19 protein-coding genes are annotated in these 16,551 nt (G+C 68.6%); 11 read left to right on the top strand and 8 right to left on the bottom strand.

The window, feature by feature from the left end; genetic code table 11:
* Window positions 1–85 precede the first annotated feature (85 nt).
* Complete coding sequence (gene ctrA, locus AC3IPP_RS03675; RefSeq protein WP_003165857.1) at window positions 86–787, bottom strand: response regulator transcription factor CtrA; 702 nt, start codon at window positions 785–787, stop codon at window positions 86–88.
* Between the two features lie 373 nt (window positions 788–1,160).
* Between ctrA and AC3IPP_RS03670 the strand changes: the two genes are divergently transcribed.
* From AC3IPP_RS03670 to AC3IPP_RS03655, 4 genes are all read left to right on the top strand, one after another.
* Window positions 1,161–1,532 (top strand): chromosomal replication initiator DnaA, encoded by a 372-nt coding sequence (locus AC3IPP_RS03670; protein WP_128116018.1) that lies wholly within the window; start codon window positions 1,161–1,163, stop codon window positions 1,530–1,532.
* Window positions 1,529–2,245 (top strand): DUF6456 domain-containing protein, encoded by a 717-nt coding sequence (locus tag AC3IPP_RS03665; protein ID WP_489150401.1) that lies wholly within the window; start codon window positions 1,529–1,531, stop codon window positions 2,243–2,245. Before AC3IPP_RS03670 ends, AC3IPP_RS03665 begins: the two co-directional genes overlap by 4 nt.
* Window positions 2,246–2,358: 113 nt before the next feature.
* A complete protein-coding gene (locus tag AC3IPP_RS03660; protein ID WP_489150400.1) occupies window positions 2,359–3,150 on the top strand; it encodes a hypothetical protein in 792 nt (263 codons plus the stop codon).
* Between the two features lie 24 nt (window positions 3,151–3,174).
* Window positions 3,175–4,233, top strand: coding sequence for a linear amide C-N hydrolase (locus AC3IPP_RS03655; RefSeq protein ID WP_489150399.1), 1,059 nt, complete (start codon window positions 3,175–3,177; stop codon window positions 4,231–4,233).
* A 22-nt stretch (window positions 4,234–4,255) separates the two neighbouring features.
* On the opposite strand, the gene AC3IPP_RS03650 is transcribed toward AC3IPP_RS03655, so the two are convergent.
* Together AC3IPP_RS03650 and AC3IPP_RS03645 are read right to left on the bottom strand one after the other, a co-directional pair.
* On the bottom strand, window positions 4,256–4,549 hold the full coding sequence (locus AC3IPP_RS03650) for a hypothetical protein (RefSeq protein ID WP_087139314.1): 294 nt from the start codon (window positions 4,547–4,549) through the stop codon (window positions 4,256–4,258).
* Window positions 4,550–4,619: 70 nt separating this feature from the next.
* Window positions 4,620–5,057, bottom strand: a complete 438-nt coding sequence (locus AC3IPP_RS03645; RefSeq protein ID WP_087139315.1) for a SufE family protein — start codon at window positions 5,055–5,057, stop codon at window positions 4,620–4,622.
* A 158-nt stretch (window positions 5,058–5,215) separates the two neighbouring features.
* Between AC3IPP_RS03645 and AC3IPP_RS03640 the strand changes: the two genes are divergently transcribed.
* A complete protein-coding gene (locus tag AC3IPP_RS03640; protein ID WP_489150398.1) occupies window positions 5,216–6,853 on the top strand; it encodes a sensor histidine kinase in 1,638 nt (545 codons plus the stop codon).
* 3 nt (window positions 6,854–6,856) lie between these two features.
* On the opposite strand, the gene AC3IPP_RS03635 is transcribed toward AC3IPP_RS03640, so the two are convergent.
* Window positions 6,857–7,480, bottom strand: a complete 624-nt coding sequence (locus AC3IPP_RS03635) for a LysE family translocator (protein ID WP_489150397.1) — start codon at window positions 7,478–7,480, stop codon at window positions 6,857–6,859.
* Between the two features lie 106 nt (window positions 7,481–7,586).
* Here AC3IPP_RS03635 and AC3IPP_RS03630 point away from each other — a divergent pair, with 106 nt between their 5' ends.
* On the top strand, window positions 7,587–8,027 hold the full coding sequence (locus AC3IPP_RS03630) for a DUF6389 family protein (RefSeq protein WP_489150396.1): 441 nt from the start codon (window positions 7,587–7,589) through the stop codon (window positions 8,025–8,027).
* Here the strand turns inward: AC3IPP_RS03630 and AC3IPP_RS03625 are convergent.
* Window positions 8,024–8,899, bottom strand: coding sequence for a hypothetical protein (locus AC3IPP_RS03625; RefSeq protein WP_489150395.1), 876 nt, complete (start codon window positions 8,897–8,899; stop codon window positions 8,024–8,026). The genes AC3IPP_RS03630 and AC3IPP_RS03625 overlap by 4 nt on opposite strands.
* A gap of 55 nt (window positions 8,900–8,954) precedes the next feature.
* Here AC3IPP_RS03625 and AC3IPP_RS03620 point away from each other — a divergent pair, with 55 nt between their 5' ends.
* The 3 genes from AC3IPP_RS03620 (at window position 8,955) to AC3IPP_RS03610 (ending at window position 11,455) form a co-directional block, all read left to right on the top strand.
* Window positions 8,955–9,284 (top strand): DUF1491 family protein, encoded by a 330-nt coding sequence (locus AC3IPP_RS03620; RefSeq protein ID WP_087139320.1) that lies wholly within the window; start codon window positions 8,955–8,957, stop codon window positions 9,282–9,284.
* 192 nt (window positions 9,285–9,476) lie between these two features.
* Window positions 9,477–9,857 (top strand): hypothetical protein, encoded by a 381-nt coding sequence (locus tag AC3IPP_RS03615; protein WP_489150394.1) that lies wholly within the window; start codon window positions 9,477–9,479, stop codon window positions 9,855–9,857.
* 56 nt (window positions 9,858–9,913) lie between these two features.
* A complete protein-coding gene (locus AC3IPP_RS03610) occupies window positions 9,914–11,455 on the top strand; it encodes a hypothetical protein (protein WP_489177440.1) in 1,542 nt (513 codons plus the stop codon).
* Window positions 11,456–11,471: 16 nt separating this feature from the next.
* Here the strand turns inward: AC3IPP_RS03610 and AC3IPP_RS03605 are convergent, their stop codons facing one another.
* Window positions 11,472–11,612: a hypothetical protein gene (locus AC3IPP_RS03605; RefSeq protein WP_489150392.1), complete on the bottom strand. Its 141-nt coding sequence runs from the start codon at window positions 11,610–11,612 to the stop codon at window positions 11,472–11,474.
* A gap of 158 nt (window positions 11,613–11,770) precedes the next feature.
* Between AC3IPP_RS03605 and AC3IPP_RS03600 the strand changes: the two genes are divergently transcribed.
* On the top strand, window positions 11,771–13,399 hold the full coding sequence (locus tag AC3IPP_RS03600; protein WP_489150391.1) for a peptide chain release factor 3: 1,629 nt from the start codon (window positions 11,771–11,773) through the stop codon (window positions 13,397–13,399).
* A gap of 3 nt (window positions 13,400–13,402) precedes the next feature.
* On the opposite strand, the gene AC3IPP_RS03595 is transcribed toward AC3IPP_RS03600, so the two are convergent.
* Both AC3IPP_RS03595 and yczE read right to left on the bottom strand, forming a co-directional pair.
* Window positions 13,403–14,167, bottom strand: a complete 765-nt coding sequence (locus AC3IPP_RS03595) for an SDR family oxidoreductase (protein ID WP_489150390.1) — start codon at window positions 14,165–14,167, stop codon at window positions 13,403–13,405.
* Between the two features lie 77 nt (window positions 14,168–14,244).
* Window positions 14,245–14,847: a membrane protein YczE gene (gene yczE / locus AC3IPP_RS03590; RefSeq protein ID WP_489150389.1), complete on the bottom strand. Its 603-nt coding sequence runs from the start codon at window positions 14,845–14,847 to the stop codon at window positions 14,245–14,247.
* Window positions 14,848–14,914: 67 nt separating this feature from the next.
* Here yczE and yczR point away from each other — a divergent pair, with 67 nt between their 5' ends.
* On the top strand, window positions 14,915–16,369 hold the full coding sequence (yczR, locus tag AC3IPP_RS03585; protein WP_489150388.1) for a MocR-like transcription factor YczR: 1,455 nt from the start codon (window positions 14,915–14,917) through the stop codon (window positions 16,367–16,369).
* The last annotated feature ends 182 nt before the right edge of the window (window positions 16,370–16,551 follow it).

The following is a 16,551-nucleotide window of genomic DNA, read 5'->3' as shown; positions in this document are numbered from 1 at the left end:
GACCGGCCAAAGGAAAACGCCCGCCGGTTTCCCGACGGGCGTTTGCGTTCACACGGCCCCGAGTGGAGGCTCAGGCCGGATCCGTTCAGGCGGCGACGGTGATCGCGCCTTCGGCCGGGTCGCGCAGGACATAGCCGCGGCCCCAGACGGTTTCGATATAGTGCTTGCCGCCGGCGGCGGTCGCCAGCTTCTTGCGCAGCTTGCAGATGAAGACGTCGATGATCTTCAGCTCCGGCTCGTCCATGCCGCCGTACAGGTGGTTCAGGAACATCTCCTTGGTCAGGGTCGTACCCTTACGCAGGGAGAGCAGCTCCAGCATCTGATATTCCTTGCCGGTCAGATGCACGCGGTGGCCGTTCACCTCGACGGTCTTGGCGTCCAGGTTCACCGCGATCTCGCCGGTGTGGATGATGGCCTGGGCGTGGCCCTTGGAGCGGCGGACCACGGCGTGGGTGCGCGCGATCAGCTCGTCCTTGTGGAAGGGCTTGGTCAGGTAGTCGTCGGCGCCGCCGCCGAACGTCTTGACCTTGGTGTCGATCTCATGGCTGCCCGAGAGGATCATCACCGGCGTATTGATCTTGCCGTTGCGCAGCTGGCGCAGAACCTCAAGCCCGCTCATGTCCGGCAGGTTCAGGTCCAGCAGAATGAGGTCGTAGTCATAGATCTTGCCCAGATCGATGCCTTCCTCACCCAGGTCGGTCGTATAGACGTTAAAGCCTTCCGACTTCAGCATCAGCTCAATGCTTTGGGCTGTCGCGTGGTCGTCTTCGATCAGCAGGACGCGCATTATTGCCCCTCCAGGCAAAGCTTGGGATAGCCGCGCGGGAGCGACGGCCAGGTAACCTTGTTCCAACGTTAACGGGCCAAAACCTTAAGAAGGGTTAACGCATCCCGATATGAAACGCCTAAGGTGATTTGCGAATCGCCGTCCAGAGTCCTGAGTCAAGGATTCGTTAATTTATTTGGCGTCGCCCCCTCATTCCCCTGTTGACGTCTGACGCGTCTTCCACAGGGGGCGTGCACAACCGCCCCCGTCGATGCCGGGCCCTGCCTGGGGAAGCGACCGCTTCTGACGCTTCATAGGACAATATTCCTAATTCAGTCGCCAGACACACTCATAATGGCGACATCCACAGGAATGGCGGGAGGAAGCGCAGATCATGGAACCCTATCGCGTGCCGGTGACGGAGGGCGACCGCATCCGGGCGGACGCGGCCCTGTCGCTGTCGGGCCTGGCCCTGGGCGTGCCGACCGCCGAGATGACGCGGCGCGAACGGGTGCGGCCTCGGGCCTGCCGGGCGCGCTGGTCGGCCATGTATCTGGCGCACGTCTCGTTCGGCTGGCCGCTGGAGCGGGTGGCCCACGCCTTCGGCCTGAACCGGGCGACGGCGGGCGCCGCCTGCCGTTGGGCCGAGGACGAGCGCGACCGGCCCGACTACGACGCCTTGATGGACGGTCTGGAGGGGGCGCTGCGGGCAGTCATGGAGCTGCCGCTGGTCGATCTGGCGCCCGAGATCGGTGCCCGCCGATGAGCCGCCAACTGGAGCGCGCCCGCAGCCTGCTGCAACGCCCCGGCGCCTGGCTGGATCAGGCGGGCGGCGCCTATCCCTTGCGCCTCGGCGGCGACCGGCGCAGCCGCGTGGTGCTGACGCTGGACGAGGCCGTCTTCCGCGCCGTGATCGAGCGGCCGGGCCTGCGGTTGCGCGAAGGCGGCGGCTGGCTGCCTCGCGCGGCCAACGACCATGCTCCCGCCGCTCCTCCGCCCGGCCGCCCCGGCGTCATCGAGGGCGAGCGCGCGGTGATGGAGAGCGACGGCCGCCTGACGATGCGCCGCGCCAATCTGGGCGAGAGCCCGATCCTGTGGCTGGCCCGGCGCAAGGACCAGTCGGGCCGTCCGTGGCTGACCCCGGCCGAGGTGGCGGCGGGCGAGCGCCTGCGCGCCGAGGCCGAGGTCGCCGCGGCCGGTCCGTCCCTGACCATGCGCTGGGACGCCTTGCCGACCTCGCGCTCGGGCGGCGGGCGCGCGCGGATCGAGCCGGGCGACCGCGCCCTGTCGGCCTCAACGCGGGTGCAGGCGGCGCTGGTCGCCTGCGGCCCGCGTCTGCGCGCCATGGTCGAACAGGTCTGCATCCACGGCACGTCGCTGCAACTGGCGGAACAGGCCCTGTCCCTGCGCCGCCGTCAGGGCAAGACTCTGCTGAAACAGGGGCTCCAGGCGCTGGCGGAGCATTACGGCATCGGGTGACGACCGACCGACGAAATGCAAGCCGTGCAATCAAAGATTGCTGATCTACGATTACTTAAGCATGGCCATTCTACCCAGAGGCGATCCCATCGGTCGCAGTGAGTAGACTCCCCATGACGTTCCTCCGCCCCGCCTCGCTTCTTCTCGGTCTGGCGAGCGTCGCCCTCGCCAGCGGCGCCGCCGCCCAAGCGCGCGCCGACGACCAATGGCGCGTCACCGTCAGCCCCTATGTCTGGGCCACCTCGCTGGACGGCAAGGTCACCCTGGCCGGGCACAAGGCGCCGGTGGACGTGTCCGCCTCGGACGCCTTCGACCAGTTGGAAAGCGTGGTCATGGGCGACGTCGAGGTCCGCAAGGGCCGCTGGGGCGCCTTCGTCGACTATCAGTACGCCAAGACCAATGAGGGCGTGTCCCTGATGGGCGTTCCGGCTGAGCTGGGCACCCGTTCGACCACCGTCTCGGGCGGCGTGCTGTTCCGCTTGATCGACGATCCCGTCGGCGGCCGCACCGCCTTCGGCGACGCACGCAGCTTCCGCGTCGAACCGCTGATCGGCGCCCGCTGGAGCAAGCTGCGGGCCGAGCTGAACACCCCGCTGGGCGCCACGCAGAAGGGCGCCGAATGGACCGATCTGCTGCTGGGCCTGCGCGTCGAGAGCGACGTGTCCGAACGCTGGACCCTGCGGACCCAGGTCGACGCCGGCGGCCTGGGCGACGACGATCGTCACAGCCTGGCCTGGCAGGCCCTGGCCTCCTACCGCACCCCGCTGGCGGGCGGCGCCGTCTCGATCAACGCCGGCTATCGGATGCTGCATCAGAACTATGAGCAGGACGATTTCACCGGCCAGCGCTTCGACTGGAAGGTGACGCGCCACGGCCCGGTGCTGGGCCTGTCGCTGACCTACTGATCCCCCTCACCCCAAGGAGACGACATGCGTAACGGAATGAAGAAGGGCGTCGCCGCCCTGGCCGCCGCCTTCATGCTGGCCGTTCCGGCGGCCGAGGCGTGCACGCGCCTTGTCTATCATGGCCACGACGGCGCGGTGATCACGGCCCGGTCGATGGACTGGAAGGACGAGATCATGACCAACCTCTGGATCTTCCCGCGCGGCATGGCGCGGGACGGGTCCGGCGGTCCCAACTCCCTGACCTGGACGTCCAAATACGGCAGCGTCATCGCCAGCGGCTATGACATCTCGACCGTCGACGGCGTGAACGAGATGGGTCTGGTCGCCAACGTCCTGTGGCTGGTCGAGTCGGAGTACCCGGCCTATGACCCGAACAAGCCCGCCCTGAGCATCGCCGCCTGGGCGCAATACGCCCTCGACAACTACGCCACCGTGGCCGAGGCGGTCGAAGGCCTGCGCGACGAACCCTTCGTCCTAGTCAGCGACAATGTGCCGGGTCAGGACCGCCTGACCACCCTGCACCTGTCCCTGTCGGACAGCAGCGGCGACAGCGCCATCTTCGAATACATCGACGGCAAGCTGGTGATCCACCACAGCCGCGACTATCAGGTGATGACCAACTCCCCGACGTTCGATCAGCAGTTGGCCCTGAACACCTATTGGCAGGGCATCGGCGGCACAGTCATGCTGCCGGGCGCCAACCGGGCGGCCGACCGCTTCGCCCGCGCCGCCTTCTACACCAACGCCATTCCCAAGTTCGAAGATCAGAACATGGCCGTGGCCAGCGTGTTCAGCGTGATCCGCAACGTCTCAGTGCCGTTCGGCATCTCGACCCCGGACCAGCCGAACATCTCCTCGACCCGCTGGCGCACGGTCGTGGATCATAAGCGTCAGCTCTACTTCTTCGAGTCGGCCCTGACGCCGAACACCTTCTGGGTGGACCTGAAGAAGATCGACTTCTCGCCGCGCGCCCCGGTCAAGCGGCTGGAGCTGGGCGAGAACCAGATCAACACCCACGCGGGCGACGCCACCGCCAAGTTCAGCAATGCGCGGGCCTTCCCCTTCCTGGGTCCGCAACAGTAGGCCGCGACAAGGCGGTCGGGGTTCAGAAGATCCCGACCGCCGCCTCGGCCCAGATCACAAGCACGGCCAGGACCACCGTCCCAGCCAGCGCCAGCCGCACCAGCGGCGTCCGCGCCTTCCACAACAGCAGCTCCAGCAGCAGCCCCGCCCCGATCAGCAGGACGGCGGCGAACAGGAAGTCCTGCCCGTCCCAGGCGACCTCGGAGGTGAACTGCATGGCCACCAGCGGCGTCAGCAGGATCAGCCCGACCGCGCTCCAGCCGGCCGTTCGGATCGGATTGAAGAAGGAAGGCGCGCGTTTCGTCAGGACCGACATCGGACCGCTCCGCACAGGAAAAGACGCCTCATCATGCGCCTGATCGCGGCCGATCGGAAGCGAGACGACCTCAGCCCGCCGCCAGCGCCGCCTCGCGGATGCGGCCGACCATGCTGTTCAGACCGTTGGCGCGTTGCCGCGTCAGGGCCGAGGGCAGGCCCAGACGGTCCAGCGCCGCCCTGGCGTCGAAGCCCAGAATCTCCGCCGGAAGCCGCCCCGAATAGAGCCGCAGCAGCAGGGCGATATTGCCCTTGGACAGGGCGCTGTCGCTGTCGGCGTCGAAGAACAGGCGATCGCCTTCAGGCCGCATCGACAGCCAGACCTGGGCGGCGCAACCCGGCACCTTGTTCGCCTCGATCCGCGCCTCTTCGGGCAGCGGCGGCAAGTCCTTGCCCAGGTCGATGACGTACTCGATCCGCCCTTCCCAATCGCCCAGCAGGTCGAACTCCTCGACCAGTTCGGCCAGGGTCTCGTCGATGGAGCGGGCGGGGACGGCGGCGGACATCATGGGCGCGACATAGGCCGCTCTCGCCCTCGCCACAACCGCCCCTCTCTCAACCGCATCTCTCAACGCTTCTGGGCTCCCCCGACAGGCGAGCGCGCTAGGGGGCGCTCAAGGCGCAGTCTAGGCTATACGGCTGATTCAACCCCTGCGCCCGGATGGCCGTGACGTCTCGGACCGCCCTTCTCGATCCCATCCGCCGCCCTGAAGCCGCCGAGGCCGGGGACGGCGCCGCCGTGGCCGCCTGGCACGCGGGCTGGACGGCGGTCGTCGGGCTGACCGCGCTGGGCGCCGCCTGGCTGGGGCGCCCCTTGGCCGCGCCTGAGGCTCTGGCCCTGGCCGTCATGGCCGCGCCGGGCGTGGCGGGCCTCGCCCTGCTGGCGCGCGACACGGCGGGATTGAGAGCGGCGTTGATGACGCTGTGGGCCCTGGCGGCCCTGACGGCGGCGGCCCTGGCGGGCGGCGCGGCCGGGCCGTTGGCGGGCTTCGTCTTCGCCCCCCTGGCGGCGGGGCTGGCGCTGGGCGGACGGCGCCGCGCGGTCGTCGGCGCCCTGGCCTCGGTCGGCGCGGCCCTGGTCGGCGTGATCTCCACCGCGGCCATCGGACCGGCGACGCCGGGCGGCGGCCTGGCCGGCGCCTCGGCCCTGATCACGGCGGGCGGCGGCCTGATGGGACTGGCCCTGGGGCTTCGTCGCCAGTCGCGTCGTCTGACAGCCGCCGAAGACGCCGTGACGCGCGTCGAGGCCGTTCTGTCCGGCCAGCCGGGTCTGACCCTGACGCTGGACCCCGGCGGTCGCTACCGCGCCCTGGCCGCCTATGGCGCGGCGCCGGCCGCCCTGCCCGTCGATCTACTGTTCGAGGATGGACTGCTGGCCGTCGTGGACGAGGCCGATCGCGCGGCCGTCCTGACCGCCCTGGCCCGCGCGCGGAACGGCGCCGAGGCCCAGGTCCGCTTCACCCCGCGCCTGGCGCTGGACCGGCGCATCCTGCTGGTCGCCCGACGGCTCGGCGACGGCCCGCGCCTGATCGTTCAGGCGCTGGACGCCACCTTGCAACACGCGCGCGAGGCCGAACTGGACGCCGCCCGCGCCGAGGCCGAGACCCAGAACGCCGGCAAGACCCGCTTCCTGGCCCATATGAGCCACGAGCTGCGCACACCGCTGAACGCCGTCATCGGCTTCTCCGACGCCATGCGGCAGGAGCTGTTCGGCCCCGTCCCGCCGCGCTACGCCGACTACGCCCGCTCGATCCATGAAGCGGGCGGCCACCTGCTGGACCTGATCAACGACGTACTGGACGTCAGCCGCATCGAGGCCGACCGCTATGAGCTGTCGCTGGAACGCTTCGACGCGCGCGAACCGGTGCTGGCGGCGCTGGCCCTGGTCCGCATTCAGGCCGACGACAAGGGCGTCGAACTGGCCGCCGTCCTGCCGCCCACGGCGCTAAGCGTCCGCGCCGACCGTCGCGCGCTGAAGCAGATGGCGCTGAACCTGCTGGCCAATGCGGTGAAGTTCACCCCGCCGGGCGGAACCGTCACCGTCTCGGTGCAAGCGACTGATGACACGCTGGAAGTGACCGTGGCCGACACCGGCGTCGGCATCTCGGCCGAAGATCTGGCGCGTCTGGGCCGCCCGTATGAACAGGCGGGCGACGCCGAACAGCGGGCGCAAGGGTCGGGGCTGGGTCTGGCCCTGGTCCGCGCCCTGGCCGGACTGCACGGCGGGGCGCTGACGCTGGACAGCGCGCTGGGCGTCGGCACGGCGGCGACCGTGCGCCTGCCGCTTGAGACGCCCGACGCCTGAGCCTCAGACCTTCGAGGCGGCCAGCTTCAGCCCGAAGCCGATGAAGACCACGCCGACCACCCGGTCCATCGTCCGCACCACGGCCGGGCGGCGCAGGAACCGGCCCAGCGGCGCCGTCGCCAAAATCAGCCCGGCGAACCAGACGATGGTCAGCGCCACATGGACCCCGACCAGGAAGAAGGTGAAGGCCGCCACATTCGCTCCCTGCGGCACGAACTGGGGCAGGAAGGTCACGTAGAAGACGCCGACCTTGGGGTTCAGCAGATTGGTCAGCAGACCGCGCCGAAAGGCGACCGGACCACTGGGGGGTAATGCGGCGCCGGGCTCGCCCAGGCTCTTGCGCGGCTTGAACAGCATCTGCGCGCCCAGCCAGACCAGATAGGCCGCGCCCGCCCACTTCACCACCGTATAGGCCAGCTCCGACACCCGCAGCAGCGCCCCGAACCCCAGCGACACCGCCGCGCCCCAGACCAGACAGCCCAGCAGGATGCCCGCCCCGGCGAAGACGGCCGAACGCCCGCCCTCGGCGGCCGCCGAGCGCAACACCATGGCCGTATCCACCCCCGGCGTGATGGTCAGGATGGTGATGGCGACCAGAAAGGCGGCGAACAGGGCGGGATCGAACATGACGGGCAATGGAACATGCCGCCCCGCCTCGCCGCAACCGTCGAACTGGACGGCGCCGCCGCGCCCGACCTAGGAAAGACCCATCCAGCCCTACGAGGAGCGATCCATGGACGAAACCGCCTATCGCGCCGCCCTGCGCGCCACGCTCGACGCCCATGATCACCCGGCGCTGGAGCGCATCCGCGCCCTGCTGGCCGCCCTGCCGGAGGCGGCGCGCGAAATCCACGTCGTCGTCTTTCCCGATCAGGACGGCGAAGGCGCCTTCAGCGTCCACGTCAGTCTGGACGGTCCCGACCTCTACGTCCTGAACAAGGCGATCGAGCCGCACCGCACCCTGTTCGAAGTCGTCCACGGCGAGGAAGGCTTCGAGCCTGACCTGCCCATGTTCGGACGCGATCCCGGCTTCAGCGTTCAGGACTCCATCGTCGATACGGCCGCCGACTGGATCGAGGCCCTGTGGCCGCGCGCCGGACAGACGCCCGTCCCCGTCATGATCTATGGCGACGAGGATTACGGCTCCGCCGCCCCGCGTCGGCTGGAGCCCTAGACCGGCCCCATGGCCAGAAAGGCGCGGGCGGCGGCGAAGTCGCCCGCCTCGAAACGAGCGGTCGCCACGCTGTCGTCGCGGAACAGGAATTCGATCAGAAAGGGCTCGCGCGGGTCCAGCGCCGCCAGCGCCTCAACCGCGCTGTCGGGAAAGCGCCAGACCTCGCCCGCCCGCGCGCCGGACGCCAGCAGGTCGCGCGGCGCGAGATCAGAACCGGCGGCGAAGACGGCGCGGCGCGCAGCCTCGGGCGGCAGGCCATCCCCCGCCAACCACGGCCGGGGCGAGCGCGCCGCATCGCGCATGACGATGCGCGCGGCATAGGGCCGAGGCTTGCCGACGAAGGAGACGACCGCCGCCGGGCGCGCATCCTGCGGCGCCTTGCCGGTCAGGCCGAACCGCACGGGCGAGGCGCCGGTCGCCCCGTCCTGGAACAAGCGCCAGCCGTCGCGGGCGCTCTCGAAACGGTCGGCGCTCCAGACGGCCTTGTCGCCGGGGAAGTTGATCCGCGCCGCCCGCGACCAGCCGGCGAAGGCGTGGCGCACCCGCGTCTTGACCTGGTTCAGTTCGACGTCGTTGCAGGGGGTGGCCTCGGCCCGCGCCCTGGCCCGCCCGGCCGTGGCGGCCAGTTCGGTCGCCGGACGCCCGGCGCGCAGGGCGGCTCCGCGCGCCTGCAACGTCGCCGCCTCCAGCGCCTGGGTCAGGCGCGGCTCGAACAGACGGCACTTGTCCTGCGCCGCCCGCACGAAGGCGCGCTCATAATAGACATCGCCCCCAAGGTTCTGGCCAGCCGTCGCCGTCCCGGCCGCGAAGGTCAGGGCGATAATGGCGGCCAGCGTTCTGCTGACGAAACGGGAAGGCGGCGCTATCCTCATGGCTCCACCCTAGCCGCCGCCGGTTCCGGGTCCGTGTCCAAACAGGGTGAACCAATTGCTTCTTTCCACTGACGTCTGGGTCGGCGCCCTGATCCGCCGCGCCGAGCTTGAGGGCGCCAACGCCGTAGTGGTGAAGAAGGGCGACGCCCGCGCCGGGGCCGTCATCGTCAAGGCTTATGACACCGCCACCCGCACCGCCCGCCTGTGGACCGAGGCGACCGGCCAGGACGGCGAGCCCCTGTGGATCCAGCCCGTCGCCAGCGAATTCGAAAGCGAACTGGACGCCTATCTGGACCGCCAGCGCCGCTATGACCCCGACCTCTGGATCGTCGAGATCGAGGACCGCCAGGGCCGCCATTTCCTGACCGAGAAGACGCAAGGCTGACCCGCTCCCGCCGGGAAAGGGTTCACCGGCCGACAGGGCCACTCAAAACCGCCCTAAAGCAGGCCGAAGGCTGGTAGGGCCCTCAAAATAGTAACCGGCCTGTTCACCGCGTTCGTGAACCGGAACGCAAGCGCGGGCGTCCTACAACCTGTCGCATGGGGGCCAGAAGGGTCCTGCGAGCGGACACGGTCCATGCTGTTTCTCTTGAACGATGTCGTCTTCGACCTGGACGAGGCCTGCCCGGCCCCGAGCCATGACGTGCGCCGGTTCGAGACCCTGTCTTGCGACTATGTGCTGGAGATGGGTTGCGAGTTGTTCGCCGAAGACCCGCTGCTGCATCGCACCGACCCGGCCCGCGCGCGCCGTCTGGCCTGGCTGATCGCGCACAAGGCGCAGGGCGTCAACGCCGCCCTGTTCGCCGCGCCCGAAGCCGGTTGCGCGCCCGAAGTGGTCGAACCGCGCTTCTGCGCCTTGCCCGAGATCGTCCTGCGCCACCTGCAACAGCGCGCGCGTCGCGGCGCCCTGAACGCAGCGACGGCGGACAAGGCGGTCTGGGGCCGTCTGGCGGCCTAGGGGCTTCCCGAACCGAACGACGTTCGCTATCTCATCCCGCAGGGGGAGAGCGAACCATGCGCCAGACATCCAGAGAGCGGCTGCGTCAACACCTGTTTGGCCTCAGCGGCCTCATCCTAGTCGTCCTCGCCAGCCCCGCCCAGGCCGGATGGTTGAAGGCCGAAAGCGAACGCTTCATCGTCTACAGCGACGGAAACGCAAACCAGCTGCGGCGCTTCACTCAGGAATTGGAGTCTTTCGACCGGCTGTTGCGGATTCGCCTGGGCGTCAATCTCGATCAGCCGACCTATCGCAAACTGCCCGTCTACCTGTTGGGTTCGCGATCGGCGATGCTGCGGATCAGACCGGACGCGCCCGAAGGACTCGCGGGCTTCTACATGGCGACGGATGAAGACATCTTCGGCGTCGCTCGCCGCGACGAGGAAATGCACACCCTCAAACATGAATACGCGCATCACTTCATGATGCAGAATTTCTCCCATGCCTATCCATCGTGGTTCATCGAGGGCTTCGCTGAATACTTCGCCACGGCCGATTTCAAGCGTGACGAGATTCACGTCGGACGTTTCAACCAGAACCAGGCCTATTGGCTGATCAACGGAACTTGGGTGTCGATGGAGCAGCTTCTGGCCGAACGGCCCGGCGCCTCGCTGCGCCATCGCGAGACCTATTATCCGCTGGCCTGGCTACTGACCCACTGGTTCATGAGCGACACCGAAAGACGCAAGACCCTGGGGGTCTATCTGGCGGCGGTAGGCGACGGCGCGGATCCGGTTCAGGCCATGCAGGACGCCACGGGGATGACGACGACGGAGTTGCAACGCACCCTCCGCCGCTACATGCGTGATCGCATGACCTATGTGGTGATGAAGACCTCCTTCGATCAGGTCGAGATCGCCGTCACCTCAATGCCCAAATCCGCCGACGACATCTTGCTGCTGAACCAGAGACTGAAGGTCGGCGTGCCGGAAGACCAACGCGCGGCCACCGCCGAAGACGTGCGCCGCGTCGCCGGCCGTCACCCGGACGATCCGCTGGCCTTGCTGGCGCTGGGCCACGCCGAGTTGCATTTCGGCGACGCCGCCGCCGCAGAAGCGCCGCTGCAAAGGCTGCTCACGATCCAGCCGGACCATGTTGAAGGACTACAATACCTCGCCCGGGCTCGAATGGACGCCGCCGCCGAGGAAGACGACCTGGAAGCCGCCCTGAAGCTTAAAATCGAAGCGCAAGACTATCTGTCACGCGCCTACGCTGCGGACGACGCCAACTTCGCCAGTCTGCTCTTAATCGCCGAGAACCGCGCCGATGCCCACAGCTACCCTAATGACAACGACGTGGCCGTTCTGGAGCAAGCCTTTATCCTGGCGCCGCAGTTGAGCACAGTTCGCTTCAATCTGGCTCAGGCTCTGCTGGAGCATGACCGCAAGACCGAGGCCGCGACCTTGCTGCAACCGCTGGTGAACAATCCCCACGCCCCCAATGCGTCAGCGCGTGCCCTGCTACGACAGATCGAAGGTCGCGCCGAAGACGGCGAAGACGACGAAGCGTTCATCGACAATGGCGATCAGGCGCAGTCGGAGCCCGCAGGCGACGATTAAAAAGGCTTCGGCGCGTTTAGAGCAGGACCCCGAACAGAGTGTGCACCACGATCGCCGCCAGGACGATCAGGGCGAACCCCGCCATAAAGCAGACCAACGGGTGAATCTTGCGCTCGCCCTGTGCGGGCGCGATCTTGCCTGAGTGGACCAGAGCCATGACGTTTCCCTTCCCTTGTGCGGCGGACTCATGGCCCACCATCTCCCGAAAACGAGCATGCCTCGAATAACCATCATACGCGAAGGGTCTTTCACGACATCGTGAACGTCGACAATTGAGCCCCGGCGCGGTAGGTCGCGCGTCCTAAAGGAAGCTCTATGTCCAAACTGACCCTCGCTCAGGAGGCCGACCGCCGTCGGACCTTCGCCATCATCGCCCACCCGGACGCCGGTAAGACGACCCTGACCGAGCATATCCTGCTGGCGGGCGGTGCCGTGCGCGCGGCCGGGGCGGTCAAGGCGCGCGGGGAAAACCGCCGCGCCCGTTCGGACTGGATGAAGATCGAAAAAGAGCGGGGCATCTCGGTCACCGCCTCGGTCATGACGTTCGAGCACGACGGCAAGATGTTCAACCTGCTGGACACGCCGGGGCACGAGGACTTCTCGGAAGACACCTATCGCACCCTGACCGCCGCCGACTGCGCCATCATGGTGCTGGACGCCGCCAAGGGCATCGAGCCGCAGACGCTGAAGCTGTTCGAGGTCTGCCGCCTGCGCGACATTCCGATCATCACCTTCATCAACAAGCTGGACCGCGAAGCCCAGGATCCGATGGCCCTGCTGGACGAGATCGCGTCCCGTCTGCAGCTGGACCCCGCCCCCATCTGGTGGCCGGCCGAGAGCGGCAACCGCCTGCGCGGCCTGGCCGAGGTCGGCGGCCAGGGCCGGTTCCAGCCCTATACCCGCAAGACCTCAGACAACGACGGCGAACACCCCGCCCCCCTGCCCCTGGAAGACGCCGGGTCCTTCTTCGAGGGCACGGAGCAGGCCGACATGGTCGATGCGCTGGAGTTGGTCGAGGCGGGCTACAAGCCGTTCGACCGTCAGGCGTTTCTGGAAGGCCATATGACGCCCGTGCTGTGGGGCTCGGCCCTGCGCCACTTCGGCATCGAAGAACTGTTGAAGGCCATCGGCGAATGGGCCCCGCCGCCCAAGACCATGAAGGCCCGCAAGGAAGCCCCGCCCGAAACGCGCAACGCGCCGGCGCCCGAGGACATCGCCGTCGAGCCCAGCAAGGACGAAGTCACCGGCTTCGTCTTCAAGGTCCAGGCAAATATGGACCCCAACCACCGCGACCGCATCGCCATGTTCCGCATGGCCTCGGGCAGCTTCAAGCGCGGCATGAAGCTGAAGGTGCAGAACACCGGCAAGCAGTTGTCGGTGAACGCTCCCATCATGTTCTTCGCCTCGGACCGCGAACTGGCCGAGGACGCCTTCGCCGGCGACGTCATCGGCATTCCGAACCATGGCGTCCTGCGCGTCGGCGACAGCCTGTCGGAAAGCGGCCTGGTGCGTTTCGCCGGCCTGCCCAACTTCGCCCCGGAAATCCTGCAGCGCGTCCGCGTCAAGGACCCGCTGAAGGCCAAGCACCTGAAGAAGGCGCTGGAAGGTCTGGCCGAGGAAGGCGTAACCCAACTGTTCCGCCCCGAACTGGGCGCGGACTTCATCGTCGGCGCCGTCGGCCAGTTGCAGTTCGAGGTCATGGCCGACCGCCTGGGCGAGGAATACGGCCTGGACGTGATCTTCGAGCCGTCGCCCTACGCCGAGGCGCGCTGGGTCGCGGGCGAGAAGGCCGATCTGGAGGACTTCGCCGGCAAGTACCGGCCCCAGATGGCGGTCGACATCGACCAGAACCCGGTCTTCCTGGCCAAATCGAGCTGGGAGACAGGCTATGTCTCCGAACGCTTCCCCAAGATCGCCTTCACCAAGACCAAAGAACGGGGCTGACCCTCAAGTCTTGCTGATCGACACCCCGCCGTCGACCAGCATGGCCGTGCCGGTCATGAAGCTGGACGCGTCCGACGCCAGGAACAGGGCGGCGCGGGCGATCTCGTCCGGCGTCGCCATCCGCTTCAGGGCGTGCATCCCCTCGACGAAGGCGATGATTTCGGGCGTGTGGGCGAACTCGCGCCCGGCCTCGGTGTCCGTGCCTCCCGGCAGCAGGCAGTTGCTTCGCAGCCCCTGCGCCCCGAACTCGGCGGCGATGACCCGCGACAGGCCGACCAGACCCGCCTGGGCCGCGCCATAGGCCGCCATGCCCGGCATGCCGATGGCGTGACCGACAAAGGTCGAGGTGAAGATCAGCGAGCCGCCGCCGCGCGCCAGCATGGCCGGAATCTGATGCTTGGCGCCCAGGAACGCGGCCGTAAGGTTGACGTCTAGCGTATCGCGCCAGCGATCCAGCGCGATCTGATGCGTCGGCTCATTGGCGCCGATGGCCCCGGCATTGTTCAGGGCGATGTCCAATCCGCCGAACCGCTCGACCGCCGTGTTCACCAGCCGCTCGGCCAGAGCCCCGTCGCGGATGTCGCCCGGCACGGCGACAGCGCGACAGCCCTCGGCCTCGATCGCCGCGACCAGGGCCAGAAGCTCGGCCTCGCGCCGGGCGGTGACGACCACCGCCGCGCCTTCGCGGGCGAACAAGCGGGCGGCGGCGGCCCCGATGCCGGAGCTGGCTCCGGTGACGATGGCGACCTTGTCGGACAGTGCGGGCATGACGACCTCGTGCGTAAAAGAGGCTGTCTTCCTTTCATGCCTTCATGGCGTGGTCTGGCGAGGTTCGGACCCCGCGTTCAGGTCGAGGGCACCGCTCGCCGCTCGCCCCGCCCCAGCGCCTGGAACCACGGCAGGAAGAACTGGATCAGCGGCCCAATGCCCACGGCGAAGACCACCGTGCCCAGGCCGACCGAACCGCCCAGCAACCAGCCTCCGGCCAGGACGCTGACCTCGATCAGCATCCGCGACACGCGGATAGACCAGCCCAGCCGCTGGTTCAGGCCGATCATCAGGCCGTCACGCGGCCCCGTGCCCATCCCCGCGCCGATATAGGCCGCCCCGCCCATGGCGGTCAGCAGCACGCCCATCGTCATGAAGCCCAGCCGCAGGGGCAGGCCCGTGATCTCGGGCAGAACGGCCAGGGCCGCGTCCATCGACAAGCCGATGACGAAGATGTTGAACAGCGTGCCCAACCCCGGCTTCTGACGCAGCGGGATCCAGGTCAGCATCACCAGGACGCCCATCAGGATGGAGGCGGTCCCCAGGCTCATGCCCGTCTTCAGAGACAGGCCCTGGTGAAAGACGTTCCACGGGTCCAGCCCGAGGTTGGAGCGCACCATCAGGGCGGCGGCCACGCCATACAGGCACAGGCCCAGTTGAAGCTGGATGAAACGACGCATGAACATGTGAGCCATAAGCCATCAAATCGGCCTTGCTTTATAGGGCCAATTTCGAAACGGTGGCCTTATGCGCGACACTCTGGTCAACGCCGCCTCCCTGTCGCGTCAGTTGAACGGCTGGCGCGGGCCGGACGGCGAGCCCGCCTATCGCCGCCTGGCCGAGGCGTTGAAGCTGATCATCCTGGACGGGCGGCTGTCTCTGAACGCGCGCCTGCCCGGAGAGCGACGGCTGGCCGAGACCCTGGGCGTCAGCCGCATCACCGTCAGCGCCGCGCTGGACCGGCTGAGGGCCGACGGCTTCATCGTCAGCCGGACCGGGTCAGGCAGCTTCACCGCCCTGCCCGCCAGTCCGGCGTCGCCGCCCGTGACCTATCTGGACGGGCCGATGCAGAGGGTCGATGCGCCCGGCGTCATCGACATGGCCTCGGCCGCCATGGCCGCCGACGAACAGGTACACGCCGCCTACGCCCGCGCGCTGGAGGCCCTGCCCGCCCATCTGCCGGGACCGGGCTATGAGCCGGTCGGGATCGAAGCCTTGCGCCGCGTCGTCGCCGACCGCTACGCCGCCGAGGGCATGGCGACCACGGCGCAGCAGGTGGTGGTCACGGCGGGCGCTCTGGGCGGGCTGGCCTTGCTGCTGCGGGCGGCGACACGGCCCGGCGACAGGGTAGTGGTCGAACACCCCGGCTATCCCCACGCGCTGGACGCCCTGACCCAGGCCGGGCTGGCGCTCAGCCCCGTCGCCATGACGCCCCAGGGCTGGGACATGGACGGGATGCTGGCCGCCGTCGCCCGCGTACGGCCGCGACTGATCTATCTGATCGGCGCGCACCACAATCCGACGGGCCATGTCCTGTCGGCCGAAGACGAGGCGGCCGTCGCCGCCGCCGCCGCCCGCGTCGGAGCGATGCTGGTGCTGGACGACAGCCTGCGCGAGCTGTGGTTCGACCGCCCGGCGCCGGCGCCCGTCGATCACGGCCCCCATGTCGTGCGGCTGGGCTCGACCAGCAAACCCTATTGGGGCGGATTGCGCGTCGGCTGGCTGCGCGCCCATGTCGAGGTCGTCGACGCGGTGGTGCGTCACAGGCCGTCGCTGGATCTGGGCGTGCCCATAATGGAGCAGCTGGCGGCCGCCATGCTGCTGACCGGCGACCCGGCGCCGCTGCACGCGCGGCGTCGGCTTCTGGCGCGCCGCGAAGCCCATCTGCGGATGCGGCTGGCCGAGCATCTGCCGGAATGGCGGACGCGCCGGCCCGACGGCGGCCTGTCTTTGTGGGTCGAACTGCCCCGGCCGGACGGCGTGCGCCTGGCGATCGCCGCGCCCGATCAGGGTGTGCGGATCGCACCCGGCATGCGGTTCGGGATCAACGGCGCCTTCGACCGCTTCATCCGCCTGCCCTTCAGCCGCGATGAGGCGGAGCTGGACCTGGCGGTGGTCAGGCTAGCGTCGGCCTGGGGCGGGCTGGACCGCAACGCGCCGCGTCGTCCGACGCCCGACCCGCTGCTCCGCGCCGTGCTTTAGGGCGCGCGCGGACAAATACAACGGCAGAACGCCCGAAGCCACGGCCAGCCGGCCGTTGCCCGCGCCCTGCCCCGGCGCCGGCGAGATGTCGCAAGACCGTCGCCTGTTCCTGCGCTGGCTGACCGATCAGGGACGCGCCATGCCGGACGCCTCCGCGGATCGCTCGGATTCAACCTGAAGCT

The organism is Brevundimonas sp. KH_060, assembly GCF_057838275.1.
This window is presented reverse-complemented; position numbering and strand designations above follow the sequence as displayed.